Source organism: Thermofilum sp. (assembly GCF_038871435.1).
Classification (GTDB): domain Archaea; phylum Thermoproteota; class Thermoprotei; order Thermofilales; family Thermofilaceae; genus Thermofilum; species Thermofilum adornatum.
Map to the genome: position 1 here is coordinate 33,208 of NZ_JAVZIC010000005.1, position 17,457 is coordinate 50,664.

The following is a 17,457-nucleotide window of genomic DNA, read 5'->3' on the forward strand; positions in this document are numbered from 1 at the left end:
AACAAAATTTAATAGCTTTAATAGCAAGGCAAAGACTGAACAATTATGCCTAGTTATTCTCAGACGTATCCAAATATTTTGTTGCCCTTAAAGGAAAAACTGCCAACCGAAATAGGATCCCTTATTAGGGAAGGCAAGGCTGAAGAGGCAAAGAAGCTAATTCTTGCCTACTTGCAGGACTCGAGTCCCCCTCTGAGAGAGCGCCTCGAAATAGAGATTGAAAGGCTAAATAGGCTGGGCTATGAGTACCCCTTCTCGTCTGACGAGGCGTTCAGAGCTCTGAGGAAAGACATATGGGATTTAAGGGAAGAAGAATTCCATGAACTTTTAAAGAGGGGGTGCATTGACTTCATTATTCTCGAGGGGTCTCTGAGGATCCACAGGAGGTTCAAGGCAAACACGTATTGGCTTTGTGGCGACCTTAAGCAAAGAAAAAGAGCAAAAAATGATGAGCGAAGCGATGCAGGAGAGTTAGTATTGAAGTGGAGGGCAGAAAGAGTACTTAAGGCCGCTAAAGAGAAGGGAGGAGGTTTCGTGCTCCCGTTGAAATATCACGTTAAAGCGTCTATATCTCTCAGAAACCCTGCCCATCAATACGGCGAGGTCGTCAGGGTCTGGATTCCTTTGCCACGGGATGAGACAACAAATATTAGTGTAAGAATTCTAGACGCAAGCAAGAAGCCAAAGTATATTGCTCCACCGGATCATCCTCAGCGGACTGTATATTTCGAGCTTGAAGGAGAAGAAAGAGAGGTCTGGATCGAATATACTTTTGTCTCAAGGGGCTTCCACGTGGAGATAGACCCCAAAGAGGCATATATCGACACGGAGTCAGAGGTGTATAGGGAATATACCTCTGAGAGACCCCCACACATTGCCTTCACAGAGCCTTTGAGGAAGCTCGCCGAGGAAATTACACGGGGAGCGTCTACCCCCTACGAAAAGGTGAAGAGGATATGGGAATGGGTGACGGGGAATGTTAGATACACTTATGCCAAAGACTACCTTCTGTACGACAATATCCCAGAATATGTAGCTAGCGAGAAACGGGGAGACTGTGGGATGCAAGCGCTACTATTTATCACACTTTGCAGGCTAGCAGGCATACCGGCCAGATGGGAGTCCGGGTGGTACATGAATCCTCTTTCGCCAGGGATGCATGACTGGGCACAATTCTATCTTGAGCCATATGGCTGGCTCTATGCTGACCCAAGTTTTGGGAACAAGAGAAAGGGGGGAGAGTGGAGACATCAGTTCTATCTAGGCTCCATCGAAGGCTACAGGCTTGCCTCTAATATCGAGGTGTATACACAGTTCGACCCTCCTAAGAAACACCTCAGATCCGACCCCGTTGATAGTCAGAGAGGAGAGGTCGAAACAACAGGGAAAAACCTCTACTATAACGAGTGGGACTTCTCTCTTGAAATTTTAAGCGTGGAGGGACTCGAAAGTAAGTTTTAAAACATTTTTATGCCTGGTCTTTTTAAATTTTATTTCAGTTTTCAACAGAAAAGATTTATATTTTTCTCATATTTTTACATATTGTGAACACCACAAAAATCCTATATTACCTTTCAATAGCAATAGGGCTACTAATCGTCATAGCTATCTTCTATGGCTTCTGGCAGGCCCTCCAGACAAATCCAAAGGATCCATGGAGCATTTTCCCAATATCCCAGTTCTTCATGTCTGCACACAGCATTGTCTTCGCTATTGGCGCCATCGTTTGGATCCTTGGTACCATTGTCTTCTTGTTAGAAATTGCAGGCTACACTATTACGTCAAAAGGTCTTGCAAAGAACAGGATGGGGATTGGAGACTGGAGCGTTATTGACATAGCTCTCGTTGCACTTAGCGCGGCTGTATATGGAGGACTTCTGGCGGCTACGGCTCCCATAACAATTGTGCCGGGCTTTACCTGGCTAAGACCGGCAAACTCTCTGGCTCCACTATTCGGAATGTTTTTTGGGATTCCAGGAGCTGTAGGAGTCGCGATAGGCAATCTCCTTGCAGACATACTCTCGGGCTACTTCGGCGTCGGCTCAATAGGAGGCTTCATTGGAAACTTCCTGATAGCATATATACCCTACAAATTTGTCAGGGACCACAGTTTCTCTAATGCTTCATCCATTGGCGAGTTCTACATCTGGGGCGTCATTGTTCAGGCGTTTGTCAGTGCGCTCTACATCTGCTGGTGGCTAGACATAATGCAAAACGTCGTTGGTCTACCACTGTTCGTTATATGGGCTATCATTGCAACGTCGATCCTTATAAACAACATTACTGTAAACGCGGTTCTGTCACCAATTCTCGGTGTCATCTTGTTCCCAATCGTGAAGTCCCGCGGCTTGTACTGGAAAGACAGGGTACAGCCACAAGCTTCAACTTTGTCAAAATAAAACTTTAAAACTATAATTTGTTTTTCTATCTCCATAAAATGAGGTGTCCTCCACTTGTTGAGCGGGCTCTATATCGAGCGAAGGTCCTTCTTCCACTCCCTAGACCCACGTGCAAAACTCGTCTGGGCGTTACTAGTCCTTGCCGCCTCCATTGTTACGCAGTTTAATGGTCTTAAGAGCTTCCCAATATTTGTCTCCACTATAGTAGCTCTAATACTGTCTGGTATAGGGGCGGGACTAGCGGCGATACTGATCTTTAACTCGCTTATCTTCCTCTTGATAACTACACTGGTGTGGGCTGGGATGTACAGCAACCAAGGAAGATTAGTTCTAGACCTGTGGATAATCAAAGTGACAGACGTAGGGCTCCTAGTTGCCAGCGGGAAATTCTTCCTGATAATGAGTCCAGTCTTCGCCTTTATAACGTTCTTTGTGACAACAAAGCCTTACCATGTTTCATGGACACTCGAAAAAATCAGGGTCCCCCCTAAGCTTTCCACAGCCTTTGTCATAGCGGTAAGCCTTCTGCCGACAATGGTGAAGGCTACAAGGGACGTTATAGATGTGCAAAGACTCAGAGGTCTGGCACTCGATAAGGGAAGTATACCTGAGAGACTTAGAAAGTATATTCCAATAATTGTCCCAGTTATTTCGAGACTATTAAGCGATGTATGGGACTTGAGCATGGTTCTCGCCTCCAGGTATGTCGGCTATTCTAAGAAGAGGACCTACCTCTTAGAGCCAAAATGGGTCAAGAGGGATACTTTGTTTTTATTGTTCTCAATAATATTCTATGGGGTGATACTTTTATGGGGCCTTCTGTAATTGTTAGGAACCTAAGCGCCAAGTATATTGGCTCGGACACGTGGACTGTGAGGGCCGTAGACCTCCAAGTCAATAAGGGAGAGATGGTCGTAATTATGGGGCCGAGCGGCTGTGGGAAGACCACACTCTTCAGAATTCTTGCGGGACTAGTTCCATCGTTGATTCCTGGAACAGTTGAGGGCGAAGCGATAGTTGAGGGAGTAGACGTTGTGAGGGCTGGCTATAAACAGCTTGTAGGCGTGGTCGGGCTGGTCTACCAGAACCCCGAAATGCAGGTTATTACAAGGTCTGTCCTCGAAGAGCTTGCAATGGGTCCCGAGAACCTTGGTCTATCGCGGGAAGAGATCCAGAAACGTATAGACTGGGTTACCCATGTGTTGAACCTTTACGACTTGCTGGACAAGGATCCCCAGTCTCTCTCTGGAGGCGAGAAACAACTAATAGCCATAGCGAGTGTCTTAACCATAAAGCCAAAGGTTTTGCTACTGGACGAGCCAACATCAATGCTAGATCACAGAGGCACCCGACTCGTTTTGGAAGCCATCAACCAGTTAAAGAAAGAGGGCTTGACAATTCTAGTTGCCGAGCACAGAGTGGAATGGGCAGTCGAGGCGGCGGACAGGATTGCAGTTATGGGTAGGGGTACAATACTTCTTGAAGGGAAGCCGGAGGAAGTTTTCTCTAGGGTAGAGGATATCCAGAGGTACGGCGTTAGGCCTCCAGGCATAGCCGAGGTAGCGTACGAGTTGAGGAAAAAGGGTATCGATGTCCCTATACCAGTAAAGTTGGAGGATAGCTGGAAGTTGGGGGTGGGATCCAAATGATAGTTTTCGACAAGGTATCATTTAACTACGGGGACAAGGGATTCGAGATAAGAGACCTCAGCGTAGAGATTGGCCGTGGCGAATTTATAGGTGTAATTGGCCACAGCGGGGCTGGGAAGACAACATTTGCAAAACTAGCTGTAGGGCTACTTAAGCCTATATCAGGCAGAGTCCTCGTAGACGGGATGGACACGAAAACGACGCCCGTATCTGACCTCGCACGTAAAGTTGGATTTGTCCATCAGAACCCTGAACTCATGATATTCTCGTCTACAATCCTCGACGAAGTCGGATTCGCCCTGAGGAACCTAGGATACCCAGAAATCAGAATCAAAGACGCCGTGGGGAGAGTTCTGGAAAGCGTAGACTTAATCAAGCCACTGAACTTTCCGCCGCATGCTCTCAGCTTTGGAGAAAAACATAGGCTTGCAATAGCAAGCGTCCTTGTAATGGAGCCAGACATCTTAATCCTTGACGAGCCAACAACTGGGCTAGACTATGGGAGGTGCCTACAGTTATTCAGAGTTCTTGAAAACCTACACCGTAACGGAAAATCTGTCGTTGTCATCACGCATGACTTGGATCTCTTGGGAATGTTTGCTAAGAGGATAATTGTCTTTGAGAAGGGAAAAATTATAAGGGATGGACCTACAGAAGAGGTTTTGACCGACATATCTTTCCTCGAGGAGAAGGGCTTTATCCCAACGCAACTACAGAGACTGGCAAACATGCTTGGAGTAAAGAAACTGACCCCACAGGAAATAGCCGAACAGATAATAAAGAAAAAACTGATATAATTTTGTCCCTTCTAGAGCTTTTCTTTTGGATAGCTTCTATAGATGCCAATCCAGCAAAGAAGTGCTATTAGCCAGAGAGACACAATTAGGACGGCGGCACTTGTCATCGCTTGGATTTGTCCCATCGTGTTTGCGAAGGTCGAGAGAAGCAAAGTGTAGACAGTTGGTCCCAGTGTCCAGCCAAGATTGTTGAGGACGCTGTAAAAAGCAAAAATTGTTCCACGGTGCTCGGGAATTATCACATCGCTTAGAACCGAGTTTATGTTTGGATATGCGAAAGTAGTGAACATCATTCCTCCAACAGCCAGTAGCGCTGGGAGGAAGAGGGCAGAGATAGAAGTGTCCCCGTAGGGGTACGGGTAAATCAACATTAGTAGCATAGCTATGTATCCCACAGCGACACCGATTATTGAGATCTTTGCCCTCCCACTTGTGTCGCCCCTACTTACTAAGCGGTCGCTCAGAGTACCCCCTATGATGTGTCCCAATGCTATAGAGGCAGTTGCCGCAGCGATGATTAGGGAGGCTGTTCCAGTTGGGACCCCCCATTTTGTTGAAATGTAGTCGATAGACCATATGCTGAGCATTCCCCATGGGATCGTCCAAGGAATAATCATTAGCAGTATGAGTAGAACCGTCTTTTTCTTTAGACTTGGAAGGGCTTCGCGGAGGGAATACTTTTTGACTTCTTCAGCCTTCTTTTCCGAATAGCCTATGGTTATTCCTCTAGAAGAAATGAACAGGATAACGGCGAAAATGAAAGTTGCTAGTCCAGAGACCAAGTAGGCGGTGCGCCATTGTAGCAAAACTCCGGCAACAATTAATCCAAGTATCATTGCCAGCACGCTTGAGACATAGTATGCCGCATATCCCTTTCCCCTGCTCTGGCTAGGTAGCGCGTCTGAGATAAATGCATAAATTACTGGTCCCACTCCAACATAGCCTAGCCCGAATAGGACAAAATATAGGAGGAGCTCAGTGTAGCTTCTAGCTGTAGAGACGAGAAGCAGGCCAATCCCCATCGTTATTCCAAGGAGGAACAATATTTGGCGGCGGCCAATCTTGTCTGCTAGGATGCCCCACACGAACGAGAGTACGAGGCCTGTACCCTGGAGGATAGTCGCTATTAATCCAGCATTAAAGCGCCATTCGACCTCGGTTTTTCCAGGGATAAGTCCTTCTTCATGAAGTGTCTTCAATATTGGGTTTAACATGTAGTAGCCCATGAAGTAGAAAAGGACGAAGAGTGCGAGCGAGAATGTAACTATTCTTACTTTAGGCGCTTTCCCGGCCATTACAACCACCTGTTAAAGAAGCCTACAATTCTTTCTTCATATTCTCTCGGGTAGTCCTGTATCGCTGATACATGTTTCGAAGTGGTCTCCCAAAGCTCAACATTACTGTTTACCTTTTTGACTTCCTCATAGAACTTCCTAACCTCATCTATAGCTACGAGGTCGTCTTGTTGCCCACCTATTATGAGTAATGGCTTTGTAATGGACTTCGCATACTGGTACATTACTAGTTTCTCCGGCGACGCCCCCGTACGGCTAGCCGTTAGCCTCATTATGAGTGGGTAAGAAGCCAGAAGGATATACCTTAACGGCGCGCCGACCCTGTTTATCCATCTTTTACCCGAGGCCCTAATATCTATGTAGGGGCTATCAGCGACCCCAGCCTTCAACTCTTCATACCGGGAAAGGGACATAAGCGTTATTGCTCCACCCATCGAGTATCCAATTATCCCGAGACGGCTTGCGAGACCCCTCTCTTTAAGATAGTTTATTATTGCGCCTATATCGTCGACTTCACGGTAGCCAAGCGTTGTTTTTTCTCCATCGCTTTCCCCGTGGGCGCGCATGTCAAAGGCAACTACGTTAAAATCGTGTCTAGCAAGGATATTGATGACGGGCTTCATGTACCATTCATCCCACTTGCAGGAGGTATAACCGTGTATCACTATCACAGTCTTCTCGGAGCCTCTTGGAATTAGCCAGCCCCTAAGAGTCAAGCCGTCAGACGTCTTAACCTCTACTTTTTCATACTCGAAGCCCAAGTCTCTTGGGCTCCAGCTACCGGTTTTTCTCGGAGGCGTAGCCAGCTTTTTAGAAGCTGATGAGCTAATAATGTAGACCACTAGGAGTATTGCTGCTATGATGGTTATTAAGAGGTAAATAATTGCTGTTGTTGTTAACATGTCTGGTCATTTAAAAATTTGAAGCAAAACCTATATAACTTTTTCATAGAAGGCTTTCTCAACAAACTAGTGATAATGCAAAAATAAAGAAGACTAGCGGACAAGTTTTTTGCGAAGATATGGGAAATCTTTAACTGGTCAAACATAAGGTTGAAAGTTAAACTTTTATCTTTAGTTAAACTTTTCCTATATGGTGAACCAATCATGACTGTAGTGCTAAAAGTGAGGAAAAAGGGTGTAATAATTCTTCCAAAAAAGCTTCGCTTAACAAGCGGTATCGAAGAGGAAAGCGAAGTTATAGCTGAGGCTTCCCCAGGCATAATAATTCTGAAACCCCTTAAGCCAAAAGAAGTCGAGATCGACCCAGCAGTTGTAGACAAGCTTCTTGAAGAAGAGAGACACGTAGAGGAGAAGAAATACCATGAAATCTTACGTCCTTGATACAAGCGTAATAGTAGAAAAAATTATTAGGAATTCTCCATACAGAGAAAAAGTAGAACAACTGTTTAGTGCACAAAGATCAGGTACTGTGAAATTGTTTGCCGCCATCCCTACTTTAAGCGAGACTCTCTATATAGCTTCGAGGATTTATCAATTGGCAGGCGTTAAAAATGCAAACGAGGAAGCCCTCAACTATATCTCTTGGTTAAAGACAAAAATTACCCCTGTCAATATTGACGAGGAGACAGCTATCGTAGCAGGCGAATTGAAAAAACAACTTGGTCTAGCTTTAGCCGACTGCTTTGTAATCGCCGTTGCCCAAAAAATAGGTGGATTAGCATTATTCCTGAAAAGGGAAAGCGAAATGGTAGCGAAAGAACAACTTATCAGCAAACTCCCTGTAAAGTTTTTGTCAGAAGAGACTTTGTAACGAGTTTTTCTTTAGGGATAAGATCGATCCAACGGTAGAGATAAAATTCGTTTCTAATATGGAAACAAATTTTGACGATGGAGACTCATTTGCAATTTTCTGCTTTAAGCGATGTTTCGTATGAAGCGCGCGGGTTCCAGCTCCCGGTTTTTTGGAGGCGAAGCCAGTTTTCTAGAGGCAGATGAGCTAATGATGTAGATTGCTAGAAGCATCGCTACTATGATGGCTGCTAATATGTAGAAGATTCCTGTTATTGTTAACATACTTTGTCTTTTTTTTAAAAATCTAAGCAAAAGTTTTACACGTAAGGCTTTTGACAAGTAATTGGCAATCGCAGAAAAACACGTAGTGTGTTGCCATAGAAATATATAACTTTTCTGCAATAAATGTTGTGCTATGCTTGATAACTTGGATCTAAGGATTCTCGAGCTACTGGTTAAAAACCCCAGGATAACTGTCTCTGAGATAGCCCGCGAGCTCAACATCAGTAGACAGACAACCAGGCAGAGAATAGAAAAAATCAATAGAAGTGGGATAATCAAGGGCTTTTTCCCAGTTTTCAACACTGAAAAACTTGGAGGAATACTTGTTTTGATCATGTTCGCAAGTGAGACAAGAGTAACAGAGAAGCTTAGTCAAGCAATGGTGTGGGAACTATATCTCACAACGAACAGCAATCCCAATACCATTGTTTTGGGGAGAATATTCTCTCTAGAGGATCTAAAAAAGTTGGTTTCCTTAATGGAACAGATTGATCCAAAGGCCGAGATAAGAATCGTTTCTAGTATCGAAACAAACTTTGACGCTAAAGACGTTATTGTAGCTTCTGGTTTAAGCAACGTTACATGTGAAACCTGTGGAGAAAGAATTAGAGGAAAACCATACACCTACACCTATAGGAATACAACACATTATTTTTGTTGTCCAGTATGTCGAGACACTTTCATTAAAAAACTACGAAGTGAAAGAAATGACTAGTTCGTGAAGAGAGTTAAAAAACTAGGTACAAATTCTAGACGTTTTCGTTTATTTTTAGCACCAAACGTTATATTTTTATATGTCAAAGTTTGAATAAGAAAATGATAAACAATGAAATCAATGACTAAAGATGCACTTCTATCGGCCTTTGGAGGAGAATCCATGGCACATATGCGCTACCTAGTATTTGCTGTACAAGCAGAGAGAGAAGGTTTCCCCAACATTGCTAGGCTATTTAGGGCTATCGCTCATGCAGAGTATGTGCATGCCTCTAATCACTATAACATTTTGAGGGATTTCGACGAGGACGCTAAGGTCGTTTCAGGTGCACCCATAGGTCCAGGAACAACAGTTAAAAACCTTAAGCTTGCTATCAGGGGAGAAGAGTTTGAGGTAGAGGAAATGTACCCAATATATATCAAAATTGCAGAGGAACAAGGAGAAAAGCAAGCTGTGAGAAGTTTCCGATGGGCCCTCGAAGCCGAAAAAATCCACGCGGAACTTTACAAGGAAGCCCTAAAATCCGCAGAAGAAGGGAAAGATTTCCAGATAAAAGGCAAAGTTTGGATTTGTCCCGTATGTGGCCATACCTACATAGGTGAAGAGCCTCCAGAAAAGTGTCCAGTATGCGGGGCGCCTAGAGAAAAATATGTAGGTTTTTAAACCTAAAATTTTTATATTTTTCTCGGTTTTGTTATTCTCGTGTCAAACTACAAAATAACAGAAAAAGAGCTTCAATTCTTAAAAGATGTAACAGAAATTGTTGCCCCATCCGGCTTTGAAGAACCAGTAATGGAATTAATAAAGCAACACTATTCGAGGTACGCCGACTCAGTAAAAAGGGACAACCTTGGCTCACTCATGCTTGTAAAGAAAGGTTCCTCGGACACCCCAAAAATACTAGTAGCCGGGCACGTCGACGAGGTCGGCTTCCTGGTTACAAGCATAACCCAGGAGGGTTTTCTCACATTTGTGCCTCTAGGAGGATGGTTCGAGCAAGTCCTTCTTGCACAGCGTGTAGTTATTAGAACCAAGAATGGGCCAGTATATGGCGTTATTACTAGCAAGCCCCCGCACTTGCTTACTCCGGAAGAGAGACAAAAAGTCGTCCAGATAAACCAGATGTACATTGATGTAGGCGCTACAAGCAAAGAGGAGGTTGAAAAACTAGGCATAAGGGTTGGCGACCCCGTCGCTCCCTGGTCCCCCTTCATGAAGACCGCCTTCCCAGACAGAATAATGGCTAAGGCCCTAGACGACAGGATAGGAGCATTTATTGCGCTAGAAGCACTCAGATACATCAGGGAAAACAATATAGAGCACAGAAACACGCTCTACGCGGCTGCAACCGTGCAAGAAGAGGTAGGTCTAAGAGGAGCCGAGACAGTTGGCTGGATAGCTGACCACGACGTAGCAATTGTAACAGAAGTAGACATTGCTGGAGATGTTCCTGGGATAAAGCCGAGCGAGGCCCAGGCAAAGGTAGGCAAGGGGCCCACAATAGTTGTATGGGATAGATCAATGATTCCAAACCCAAGATTCAAGGAGTTTGTCATCGAGGTGGCTGAAGAGGCAAAGATTCCATATCAGCTGTCGGCTGTCAGTGGTGGGACGGATGCCGGCAGGTTGCACCTCTACAAGGGGGGAAGGCCAAGCATAGTTATAGGGGTTCCGACTAGACACATACACAGCCATGTAAGCATTGTGAGTATTAGCGATGTTGAAAACGCTGTACGCCTCGTAGTCGAGCTTGTAAAGAGGCTTGACGCAGAGACAGTTAAAAAATTCACTAATATCTAAAATATCTAAAAATTAACCCGTAGTTTTTCTTCCACTCTTGCTTCTTAATAGTGGAAGGGATACCGTTATAGAGCCCGTAGCTAGGTAAAGAATAAACTGGGGAAGAGGGGCTTGGCTCTTTGCAACCTGTGTAAATCCAAAAGCAAGCACAAGGGCCACGAGGGCTAGAATTGTTTTCGTTAAGAAAGACTCTTTCCTTAAGTTAATTTTTTCTCTTATCAATGGGTAGACAGCCAATCCGACCAATAATCCACCAAGCCTCACAAAGTTAAGGTCTCCCTGCACAAAAGTCAGCACCGAAACGGCAACACCATACAACGCTAAGGCAAGGGACGCCAACCAGGGCTTTAAGGTGATTTTCCTGGTAGCGTAGTAGACGCTAAACGAGGAAAACAGTCCTAGAACAACTCCGCCTGCCACGTCTACTGGATAATGCACGTTGAGAATAATCCTCGACAAACACACGATTGCAACTGTGACGGCGCCTAACAGGTATACCTCTCTCCTTCTAGTCTCAAGTGACAGACTTGTCCAGAAAGTTGTTGAAGTAGTAGCGTGCCCGCTTGGAAAACCATAGCCCTCTGCAGGTGCAAGCCAAAGCTCGCTAGGTGGTCTAGGCAACTTAAAAAGGTTCTTCATAAATACGTCGAGCCAGGCACCAGTAGAGAGTGCTATAAGGACATTCACGCCCAGATGGGGGTCTACCAAATAAAAGAGCAGAATAGTTAACGCGATATAGGCAGGCTCGTCTCCGAGATTTGTGGCTATTCTCCAATAGTCTACCCATTTACCCAGGAGAAGTCCCAACAACGGGGATACGGCAAGCAACACTGCAATAATAATTAGGATATGCTTGGTTTTCACGCCAACATTTACTCGTACAAAAATTTTAATTTTATGTTATGAAGGCTTAGTCTTTCTCAGATTCTCTTCGCAGACTGTCTTTTTGCTGATATTGAAACTGTAACTTTATATTCACGTATTACACATAATACACAGAAATATGTATGGCAAATATAACCCTTAGCGTCCCAGACTGGCTTTACGAATTAATTAAAAAATACAAACACGTGAATTGGTCCGAAATAGCTAGGCGTGCCATTACTCTCGAAGCTCTCTCAATAAAGGCCGAAAAAGAAGGTTTAACCCGAGAAGAAGTACTGCTTTTAATGGAAATGTTGAACATAAAGACAACAGAGGAAAAAGCCGTACTCGAAGAAGACATTTTGCAGTCTTTATTGAGGCAAAGAGAAAAAAGGAGAATAGAGAAGCTGAGCAAGGTGGGATATTGATACTCGACACTTCTTCTGTGATTTCAAGGGTCAAAAAAGGATTAGAAATATGGGAAAACATAACCGTTGTATCTCTAATCGAGTACCCGCCAATACTTGACTACGAGAATTTTCATGGAGAGATTTACTTTCCAACAAGAGCTGAACAACTAAGGGCTGTTCATCTACAGAAAAGGCTTAGAGTGATAGGAAAACCTCTAGGAGCCTCAGATCTACTTATTGCGGCAGTTTGTCTAAACAGGAATGAAGAGCTAGTAACAATGGATGAAGATTTTCTTGTGATAAGGGAAGTAGAGCCCTCCTTCAAAATGATACTCGAGAAATTCGTCTAGATTTTTCCTCATTTAAAAATTCATCTTTGTCTTATTTTTTCGAGAATTTTCAAGTTTATCTCTTCGCCAATCTCGCGAGACCTCCTAGAAGCCTCCTCAACCATCTTCATCAATACAGCTTTTACGCCGCCGCTCTCCAGAACCATCAGGCCCTTTATTGTTGTCCCCGCAGGCGTAGTCACATCGTCTCTAAGCTGTCCCGGGTGCTGGTAGAGCCTGCTTCTGAGTAGGCGCGCAGTACCCTCTAAAACGTCTAGCACTGCTTCATAGCTGAGTTCCCGGGGCATGCCAGCGGCAACTGCCCCCATAGCCATCGCGTCAATGATCTCCGCTATAAAAGCTGGGCCACTACCAGCTAGACCAGTCCAGATATCGAGATATTCTTCTGGTACCCAGTAGACCTTTCCGAAGATCTTCAGGAACTCTTCCACTGTTCTGCTTGTATCATCATAGCCGTTCTCGGCCACAGCAGTAGATGAGAAACCTACATATGAATTGAGGTTTGGCATAGCCCTAAAGACACGGGCGCCTGGAATCGCAGCCCTAAGTGTGTCAAGCTTGACGCCGGCCATTAGGGAGACTACTATTTTTCCCTTCCAGCTTTCAGGCTCGACTTCTGATAAAAGTTGCGGGAAATGGAAAGGCTTAACAGCTATGACTACTATCCCGCTCTCTCTTACAGCCAGATTGTTATCCCTCAGTGCTAGAGCGCCTAGGCTCTCGGCGGCTTTCAGCGTTTCACTTCTCCTTCCAGTAGCGTAGACCCTATAGGATGTCTTCTGCAGAATCTGTTTCACAAATGCGAGCCCTATTTTTCCTGAACCGAGAACAGCAACGGTGCTATGGTGATTGTATGTCATGAGTCAGCCAAAAAGAAAGGATTTTTAAATTTTTCGAGACAAAAACGAAAAAATTTACATGTTGATGGTGACGTATTTATTTTTGTTCTGACGGCTCCTTGAATGATAATATGATATTGCAGTACTTCTCCTCATCCCTGTATAAACCATTCTGGGGATAGGCAAGCTCTATCCCGGTCGCACCCTCAAGAAAACCTTTAAAAAGTCCCGGGAACGGACAAAGAACCCCTGGCAATTCTAAGCCGCCCACACCTTTCGGGCAGTACCGGCAAAACCTAGATTTTATTCTAATCCTTACATTACTACCATCTATTACTACGTGGCTATCTTTTGAGATCTCTAGTTTAGCTAGAAGCCACTCAGCTGCAGACTTGGGATCCTTGGGAACCCCGTCACTATATGCTTCATAAATCCTTCTTCCAGTATTCTCGGCGACGCCTCTTAGTATGCCGAAATTTAAAACCCCATTTTCCCTGAAGCCTGCTAAGAAGCATGCAACCAGGACGTTATATGGCTTTAAATCCCTGATTTTTACCTCCTCAGATATTTCGCTCATACAGAAATAATTGTAAAAATATAATAATATACCTAAACTTCTTATAATCCTGCATTAGACAATCTTGGCTGGTCTAAGATAACCCTCGTTTGGCAATGTGACACCTAGGCCGTAGCCCTGTGAAGGTCTCCTCACTGGTCCCTCCGGCTCCGAGCCGCCTCTAAACACGGGGTCTATGCTGAGTATGTCGCAGTCTAGGTCGTAATAGTATACGTTCCTATAGGCCTGTGCTAGATACGCAGTAGCAGTTATTCCTAGACGCGTCTCGGAAAAACATCCAACCATGTTTTTGACCCCTGCAGTCTCGCTTATAGCTATAATTCTTATCGCGGGCGTTATTCCCCTGCTCTTCATGAGCTTTATGTTTATTATGTCTGCTGCGTCTTCCTCCACGGCTCTTAGAGCCTCGCCCGGCGTGCGAACGCTCTCGTCGAGAGCTATGGGTATAGGGCTCTCTCTCCTGAGCATCTTTAGCTCATGGAGCATGTCGTGTCTCAATGGTTGCTCGACTAGTTCGACCTCGTAGTCAGCTATCCTGTTTATCACCCTAACTGCATCCTCATATCTCCAGCCCTCGTTCGCGTCGACCCTAATAGTTGGCCCTTCTCCAAGTGCATCTCTAACCTTCTTTACTCTCTCGATATCCTTCTCGGGGTTTTCTCCAAGCTTTAGCTTGAAAATTGTAAAATCTCTTTCTGCAAACTTCAATGCTCTCTGGGCCATTTCTTCCGGCTCCATGATGCCTATAGTAACATCGGTAACAAGGCTTTCGCGGTATCCGCCTAAAAGCTTCCAGAGTGGTCTCTTCTGGCTCTTGGAATACATGTCTAGCAAGGCAATGTTTAGCGCGGCTTTTATAGATGGGGTAGCGTCTAAGCCCTCTGTAAACTCATGAATGGCCTCTATGGATTCATAGCTTGCCTTTTTGATTGCTGGGATAATTTTCTTGAGAGAAGCTAATGCGTCTTCCATTGTTTCTCCAAGCACCCTTCGAGACTGGCAAGCCTCACCCCACCCTTCTAGGTCTCCGTCGCGAAGCCTTATAATGATGGAACGCTGTGTATAAGATGTTCCAGGAGCTATTCGGAGAGGCTCAACTAGCGGAACCTCAGAAATCCAGGCCTCTATCTCCACATTTCTATTAGAGGTTTAAGTCCCTATATATCTTTTCCTAGACCTTGTAAACATTCCTTGGCAGAGCTTAACCCCATATGACGGTTGTATTTTGTTTATAGGTGTCCCAAAGACACAAGAAACGGGTATACTTATCAATCAAAATTAAAAGACGATGAGTATCCAACAATACTTGTTTGATCTGGAGATCCTAGTAAAACGCGTTCCCAAAACAAAGACAGGCGAGCTGGCAAAAGCAATGTATATACGTTCTCTTACTTTTTTCGGTAACGATCCGAAAGATCACTTATCTAAGCTTAGGGATTTATACCTAAAGGCATACCTTCTAGCTGAGACACCGACGTACCTTCCAGAGCTCTGGAACCGCAACTTGGCAGAGCTAGAAACCCTGGTGCAGAGCCTAAACCCTTCAAGGAAAATCTTTGTATTTTCGAGGCTTGCCGAAACAGCCAACGCGCTTGGATATAATCATAGGGAATACGTCAACCAGGCATATGAGTGGCTTCCTAAGGCTAGCTGGAAAGGCCGCTCAAGGCTAGTTATTTCTCTCTCAACCCTTGGGCACATCGAAGAGGCTCTAGCTATCTCAAGACAACTTAAGCCGCACCTAAGAGCTACTACGCTTGCCGAGGCCTCTGCAATGAACCCTGGCGTCGAAATTCTTTTAAGAGAAGCCATTGAGGCAACAAAAAAAGTAGAGAATACCGTTAGGAGAATAGTGGCTATATCCAGGCTTCTAAAAAGCTACTACATGTTTGACAGGTACAGCTCCGAGTTGTTTGCAGAAAAAATATGCGAGAAGCTTTCCCCAGTCCTTACGGAAGTAGATGCATTCCTATCATTGCTTGTAGCTAGGAACCTAGCAGAAGCATCGATGCATACAGCATCAATGAAGCTCTACGTTTCAGCCAAGAATTATCTCCAACAAAACCTAACACTAAACAACGACATTGAAGAACTGCTCGTCCAGACAGCTTTAAGGGCAGAAGGCCTCGATAAGGCGCTAGAAATGGCCTATATGAGCCCTCGGAGCTGGTATCTAGTTCCCTCTCTTCTTAGCTACGCTATAACTTCAGGCTACTTCAATAAGACAACGCTTAGCATTGTTAAGCAACACCTAGAAAAGAAAAATCCACACTAAAAAATGAAAAACTGGGGAATTCTCTATTTTCTCTCAGCAAGAACCCTGTCAAGAGCAAATATAGCACTTGGATGCTCCTTAGTAAGTTTCAACATAGCCAGCAACTCATTGGCGTTTTTCTCTTCTTCTACTTGTTCATTTACAAACCACTGCAGGAAACTTTCTGCAGCCTTATCGCCACTTTCTCTAGCTAAGTCGACAAGTCTCCAAATACGCTTTGTGTTTTCAACCTCTGCCGCCAAGAAGTCTTCAACTGCCTCAAGGATACTTCCCCAGGAAGATTTCGGCCTCGGTATGTCTTGTATCTCTATTTTCCAACCTCTATCAATAATAAATTCGTAGAACTTCATTGCATGGCCTAATTCTTCTCTAGCCTGCACTTTAAAATAATTAGCGAATCCCTTAAGAGACAACCCGTCAAAATAGCTAGCCATGGCAAAATAAAGATAGGCATTTCTTAATTCTTGGTTCATTTGCTTGTTAAACTCTAAAGGTAAAGTTTGGTCATTCATATTATCGCCTAAATTAAGTGTTATCGGTCAATAATAAACCTGCTGGTTTAATAAATGCCCAGTTCCTATAGAATAAAGATTTAAAACTAGCTGGTTCTACAGACTAGTTGTTAGGCTTTTCATATCTACACTTTTGAATTGCTTGTTTTCTTCTTGCACAAAGTAAATAAGTACATACTTTTCTTACTATGATATGTATCTCAGGATAACGTTTAGCTCAAAAAACGGGGAATCAATGGAGATTCTTGGACATATTTCACAGGAAGATCTTGGTGATATACTGAGCAAACATCTCCCAGTAAGTTCTGTCGCTGAAAGATGGAAAGAAGAAATCTACTTCTCAACAGGCATCGAGCTAAGCGGACCAACCACTTCTCGAATAGTCGCCGGTAGCCTTGCATACTGGCCTCCGGGGAAAGCCCTCTGCCTATTTGCCGGCCCAAACCAGCCGTATGGACCTGTTATACCCCTGGGATGGTTCCTTGGTCCAAAACACTACGTTTTACAAATAGAAAATGGATCCGAGGTTAAGGTAGATGTGCCCCGAGACGAAGAATATCCACCCGACATGCAGAAGCTAGTTAAATTGATACGTGAGTCTGGCTACCTAGTTGCACCACGCAACTGGAGGGACGTTGTAAGCATAGTTGGGGCCTCGACGAAGAGGGACACAAGGATTGGCTTCGAAATATTTGTTGAAAAATTTGGCTACATAATTGAGAGCGACCCCATATTCAAGAGAGACTTCTCAGCCATAGACGAGGCTTTGCAACTTAGGATAAGGGCACACCTAATAAAGAGCCGTCTAGACATAAACGAAGAAGGCTTTGTTATACTATCTGAATATGCATCAAACGAAAACGACCTCATAGACAAGCTAAACAGACTCATAACAGATTACCAGAAAGTCCTAGACGTTTTGTCGCTGGTGAGCTAAAA

Annotated in this window: 22 protein-coding genes; 14 read left to right on the plus strand and 8 right to left on the minus strand. The window is 44.4% G+C overall.

Features of this window, described 5'->3' with window-relative positions; translation table 11 throughout:
• Positions 1-45 precede the first annotated feature (45 nt).
• The 5 genes from QXT17_RS06885 to QXT17_RS06905 all read left to right on the plus strand — a co-directional run bounded on the left by QXT17_RS06885 (position 46) and on the right by QXT17_RS06905 (position 4,845).
• Positions 46-1,461, plus strand: a complete 1,416-nt coding sequence (locus tag QXT17_RS06885; RefSeq protein ID WP_148681936.1) for a transglutaminase-like domain-containing protein — start codon at positions 46-48, stop codon at positions 1,459-1,461.
• Between the two features lie 83 nt (positions 1,462-1,544).
• Positions 1,545-2,399 (plus strand): QueT transporter family protein, encoded by an 855-nt coding sequence (locus tag QXT17_RS06890; protein WP_020961875.1) that lies wholly within the window; start codon positions 1,545-1,547, stop codon positions 2,397-2,399.
• A 57-nt stretch (positions 2,400-2,456) separates the two neighbouring features.
• Complete coding sequence (locus QXT17_RS06895) at positions 2,457-3,224, plus strand: energy-coupling factor transporter transmembrane protein EcfT (protein ID WP_020961874.1); 768 nt, start codon at positions 2,457-2,459, stop codon at positions 3,222-3,224.
• Positions 3,209-4,048 carry an energy-coupling factor ABC transporter ATP-binding protein gene (locus QXT17_RS06900; RefSeq protein WP_052887016.1) on the plus strand — a complete coding sequence of 280 codons (840 nt, stop codon included), beginning with the start codon at positions 3,209-3,211 and terminating at the stop codon, positions 4,046-4,048. Before QXT17_RS06895 ends, QXT17_RS06900 begins: the two co-directional genes overlap by 16 nt.
• Complete coding sequence (locus QXT17_RS06905; protein WP_020961872.1) at positions 4,045-4,845, plus strand: energy-coupling factor ABC transporter ATP-binding protein; 801 nt, start codon at positions 4,045-4,047, stop codon at positions 4,843-4,845. Before QXT17_RS06900 ends, QXT17_RS06905 begins: the two co-directional genes overlap by 4 nt.
• An 11-nt stretch (positions 4,846-4,856) precedes the next feature.
• Here QXT17_RS06905 and QXT17_RS06910 read toward each other — a convergent pair whose 3' ends face one another.
• Both QXT17_RS06910 and QXT17_RS06915 read right to left on the minus strand, forming a co-directional pair.
• Positions 4,857-6,140, minus strand: a complete 1,284-nt coding sequence (locus QXT17_RS06910) for an MFS transporter (protein WP_020961871.1) — start codon at positions 6,138-6,140, stop codon at positions 4,857-4,859.
• Positions 6,140-7,042 carry an alpha/beta hydrolase gene (locus QXT17_RS06915; RefSeq protein ID WP_020961870.1) on the minus strand — a complete coding sequence of 301 codons (903 nt, stop codon included), beginning with the start codon at positions 7,040-7,042 and terminating at the stop codon, positions 6,140-6,142. The genes QXT17_RS06910 and QXT17_RS06915 overlap by 1 nt, the downstream gene beginning before the upstream one ends.
• A gap of 204 nt (positions 7,043-7,246) precedes the next feature.
• Here QXT17_RS06915 and QXT17_RS06920 point away from each other — a divergent pair, with 204 nt between their 5' ends.
• Complete coding sequence (locus QXT17_RS06920; protein ID WP_020961868.1) at positions 7,247-7,483, plus strand: AbrB/MazE/SpoVT family DNA-binding domain-containing protein; 237 nt, start codon at positions 7,247-7,249, stop codon at positions 7,481-7,483.
• Positions 7,464-7,913: a PIN domain-containing protein gene (locus tag QXT17_RS06925; RefSeq protein WP_020961867.1), complete on the plus strand. Its 450-nt coding sequence runs from the start codon at positions 7,464-7,466 to the stop codon at positions 7,911-7,913. Before QXT17_RS06920 ends, QXT17_RS06925 begins: the two co-directional genes overlap by 20 nt.
• 104 nt (positions 7,914-8,017) lie before the next feature.
• On the opposite strand, the gene QXT17_RS06930 is transcribed toward QXT17_RS06925, so the two are convergent.
• Positions 8,018-8,176, minus strand: coding sequence for a hypothetical protein (locus QXT17_RS06930; protein WP_020961866.1), 159 nt, complete (start codon positions 8,174-8,176; stop codon positions 8,018-8,020).
• Positions 8,177-8,309: 133 nt separating this feature from the next.
• Here QXT17_RS06930 and QXT17_RS06935 point away from each other — a divergent pair, with 133 nt between their 5' ends.
• The 3 genes from QXT17_RS06935 (at position 8,310) to QXT17_RS06945 (ending at position 10,691) form a co-directional block, all read left to right on the plus strand.
• Positions 8,310-8,891 (plus strand): winged helix-turn-helix transcriptional regulator, encoded by a 582-nt coding sequence (locus tag QXT17_RS06935; RefSeq protein WP_020961865.1) that lies wholly within the window; start codon positions 8,310-8,312, stop codon positions 8,889-8,891.
• 111 nt (positions 8,892-9,002) lie between these two features.
• Positions 9,003-9,554: a rubrerythrin family protein gene (locus QXT17_RS06940; protein ID WP_052887015.1), complete on the plus strand. Its 552-nt coding sequence runs from the start codon at positions 9,003-9,005 to the stop codon at positions 9,552-9,554.
• Positions 9,555-9,593: 39 nt separating this feature from the next.
• Positions 9,594-10,691, plus strand: coding sequence for a M42 family metallopeptidase (locus tag QXT17_RS06945; RefSeq protein ID WP_020961863.1), 1,098 nt, complete (start codon positions 9,594-9,596; stop codon positions 10,689-10,691).
• Positions 10,692-10,703: 12 nt separating this feature from the next.
• Here the strand turns inward: QXT17_RS06945 and QXT17_RS06950 are convergent, their stop codons facing one another.
• Positions 10,704-11,555: a phosphatase PAP2 family protein gene (locus QXT17_RS06950; RefSeq protein WP_020961862.1), complete on the minus strand. Its 852-nt coding sequence runs from the start codon at positions 11,553-11,555 to the stop codon at positions 10,704-10,706.
• Between the two features lie 143 nt (positions 11,556-11,698).
• Here QXT17_RS06950 and QXT17_RS06955 point away from each other — a divergent pair, with 143 nt between their 5' ends.
• Both QXT17_RS06955 and QXT17_RS06960 read left to right on the plus strand, forming a co-directional pair.
• Positions 11,699-11,983 carry a hypothetical protein gene (locus QXT17_RS06955; RefSeq protein WP_020961861.1) on the plus strand — a complete coding sequence of 95 codons (285 nt, stop codon included), beginning with the start codon at positions 11,699-11,701 and terminating at the stop codon, positions 11,981-11,983.
• A complete protein-coding gene (locus tag QXT17_RS06960) occupies positions 11,980-12,315 on the plus strand; it encodes a type II toxin-antitoxin system VapC family toxin (RefSeq protein WP_240366742.1) in 336 nt (111 codons plus the stop codon). Before QXT17_RS06955 ends, QXT17_RS06960 begins: the two co-directional genes overlap by 4 nt.
• Positions 12,316-12,335: 20 nt before the next feature.
• Here QXT17_RS06960 and proC read toward each other — a convergent pair whose 3' ends face one another.
• The 3 genes from proC to QXT17_RS06975 form a co-directional block, all read right to left on the minus strand.
• Positions 12,336-13,175: a pyrroline-5-carboxylate reductase gene (gene proC / locus QXT17_RS06965; protein WP_020961859.1), complete on the minus strand. Its 840-nt coding sequence runs from the start codon at positions 13,173-13,175 to the stop codon at positions 12,336-12,338.
• 76 nt (positions 13,176-13,251) lie between these two features.
• Positions 13,252-13,731, minus strand: coding sequence for a hypothetical protein (locus QXT17_RS06970; RefSeq protein ID WP_342814488.1), 480 nt, complete (start codon positions 13,729-13,731; stop codon positions 13,252-13,254).
• Between the two features lie 54 nt (positions 13,732-13,785).
• Positions 13,786-14,865 (minus strand): dipeptide epimerase, encoded by a 1,080-nt coding sequence (locus QXT17_RS06975; RefSeq protein ID WP_020961857.1) that lies wholly within the window; start codon positions 14,863-14,865, stop codon positions 13,786-13,788.
• Positions 14,866-15,019: 154 nt separating this feature from the next.
• On the opposite strand from QXT17_RS06975, the gene QXT17_RS06980 reads away from it, so the two are divergent.
• Entirely contained in the window at positions 15,020-16,006 is a 987-nt protein-coding gene (locus tag QXT17_RS06980) for a hypothetical protein (protein WP_020961856.1), read from the plus strand.
• Positions 16,007-16,029: 23 nt separating this feature from the next.
• Here QXT17_RS06980 and QXT17_RS06985 read toward each other — a convergent pair whose 3' ends face one another.
• Positions 16,030-16,518: a ferritin gene (locus QXT17_RS06985; protein ID WP_052887014.1), complete on the minus strand. Its 489-nt coding sequence runs from the start codon at positions 16,516-16,518 to the stop codon at positions 16,030-16,032.
• A 193-nt stretch (positions 16,519-16,711) separates the two neighbouring features.
• Between QXT17_RS06985 and QXT17_RS06990 the strand changes: the two genes are divergently transcribed.
• The gene (locus tag QXT17_RS06990; protein ID WP_020961854.1) at positions 16,712-17,455 is read left to right on the plus strand and encodes a cyclophilin-like fold protein; all 744 of its coding nucleotides are present in this window, start codon (positions 16,712-16,714) and stop codon (positions 17,453-17,455) included.
• Positions 17,456-17,457: the final 2 nt, after the last annotated feature.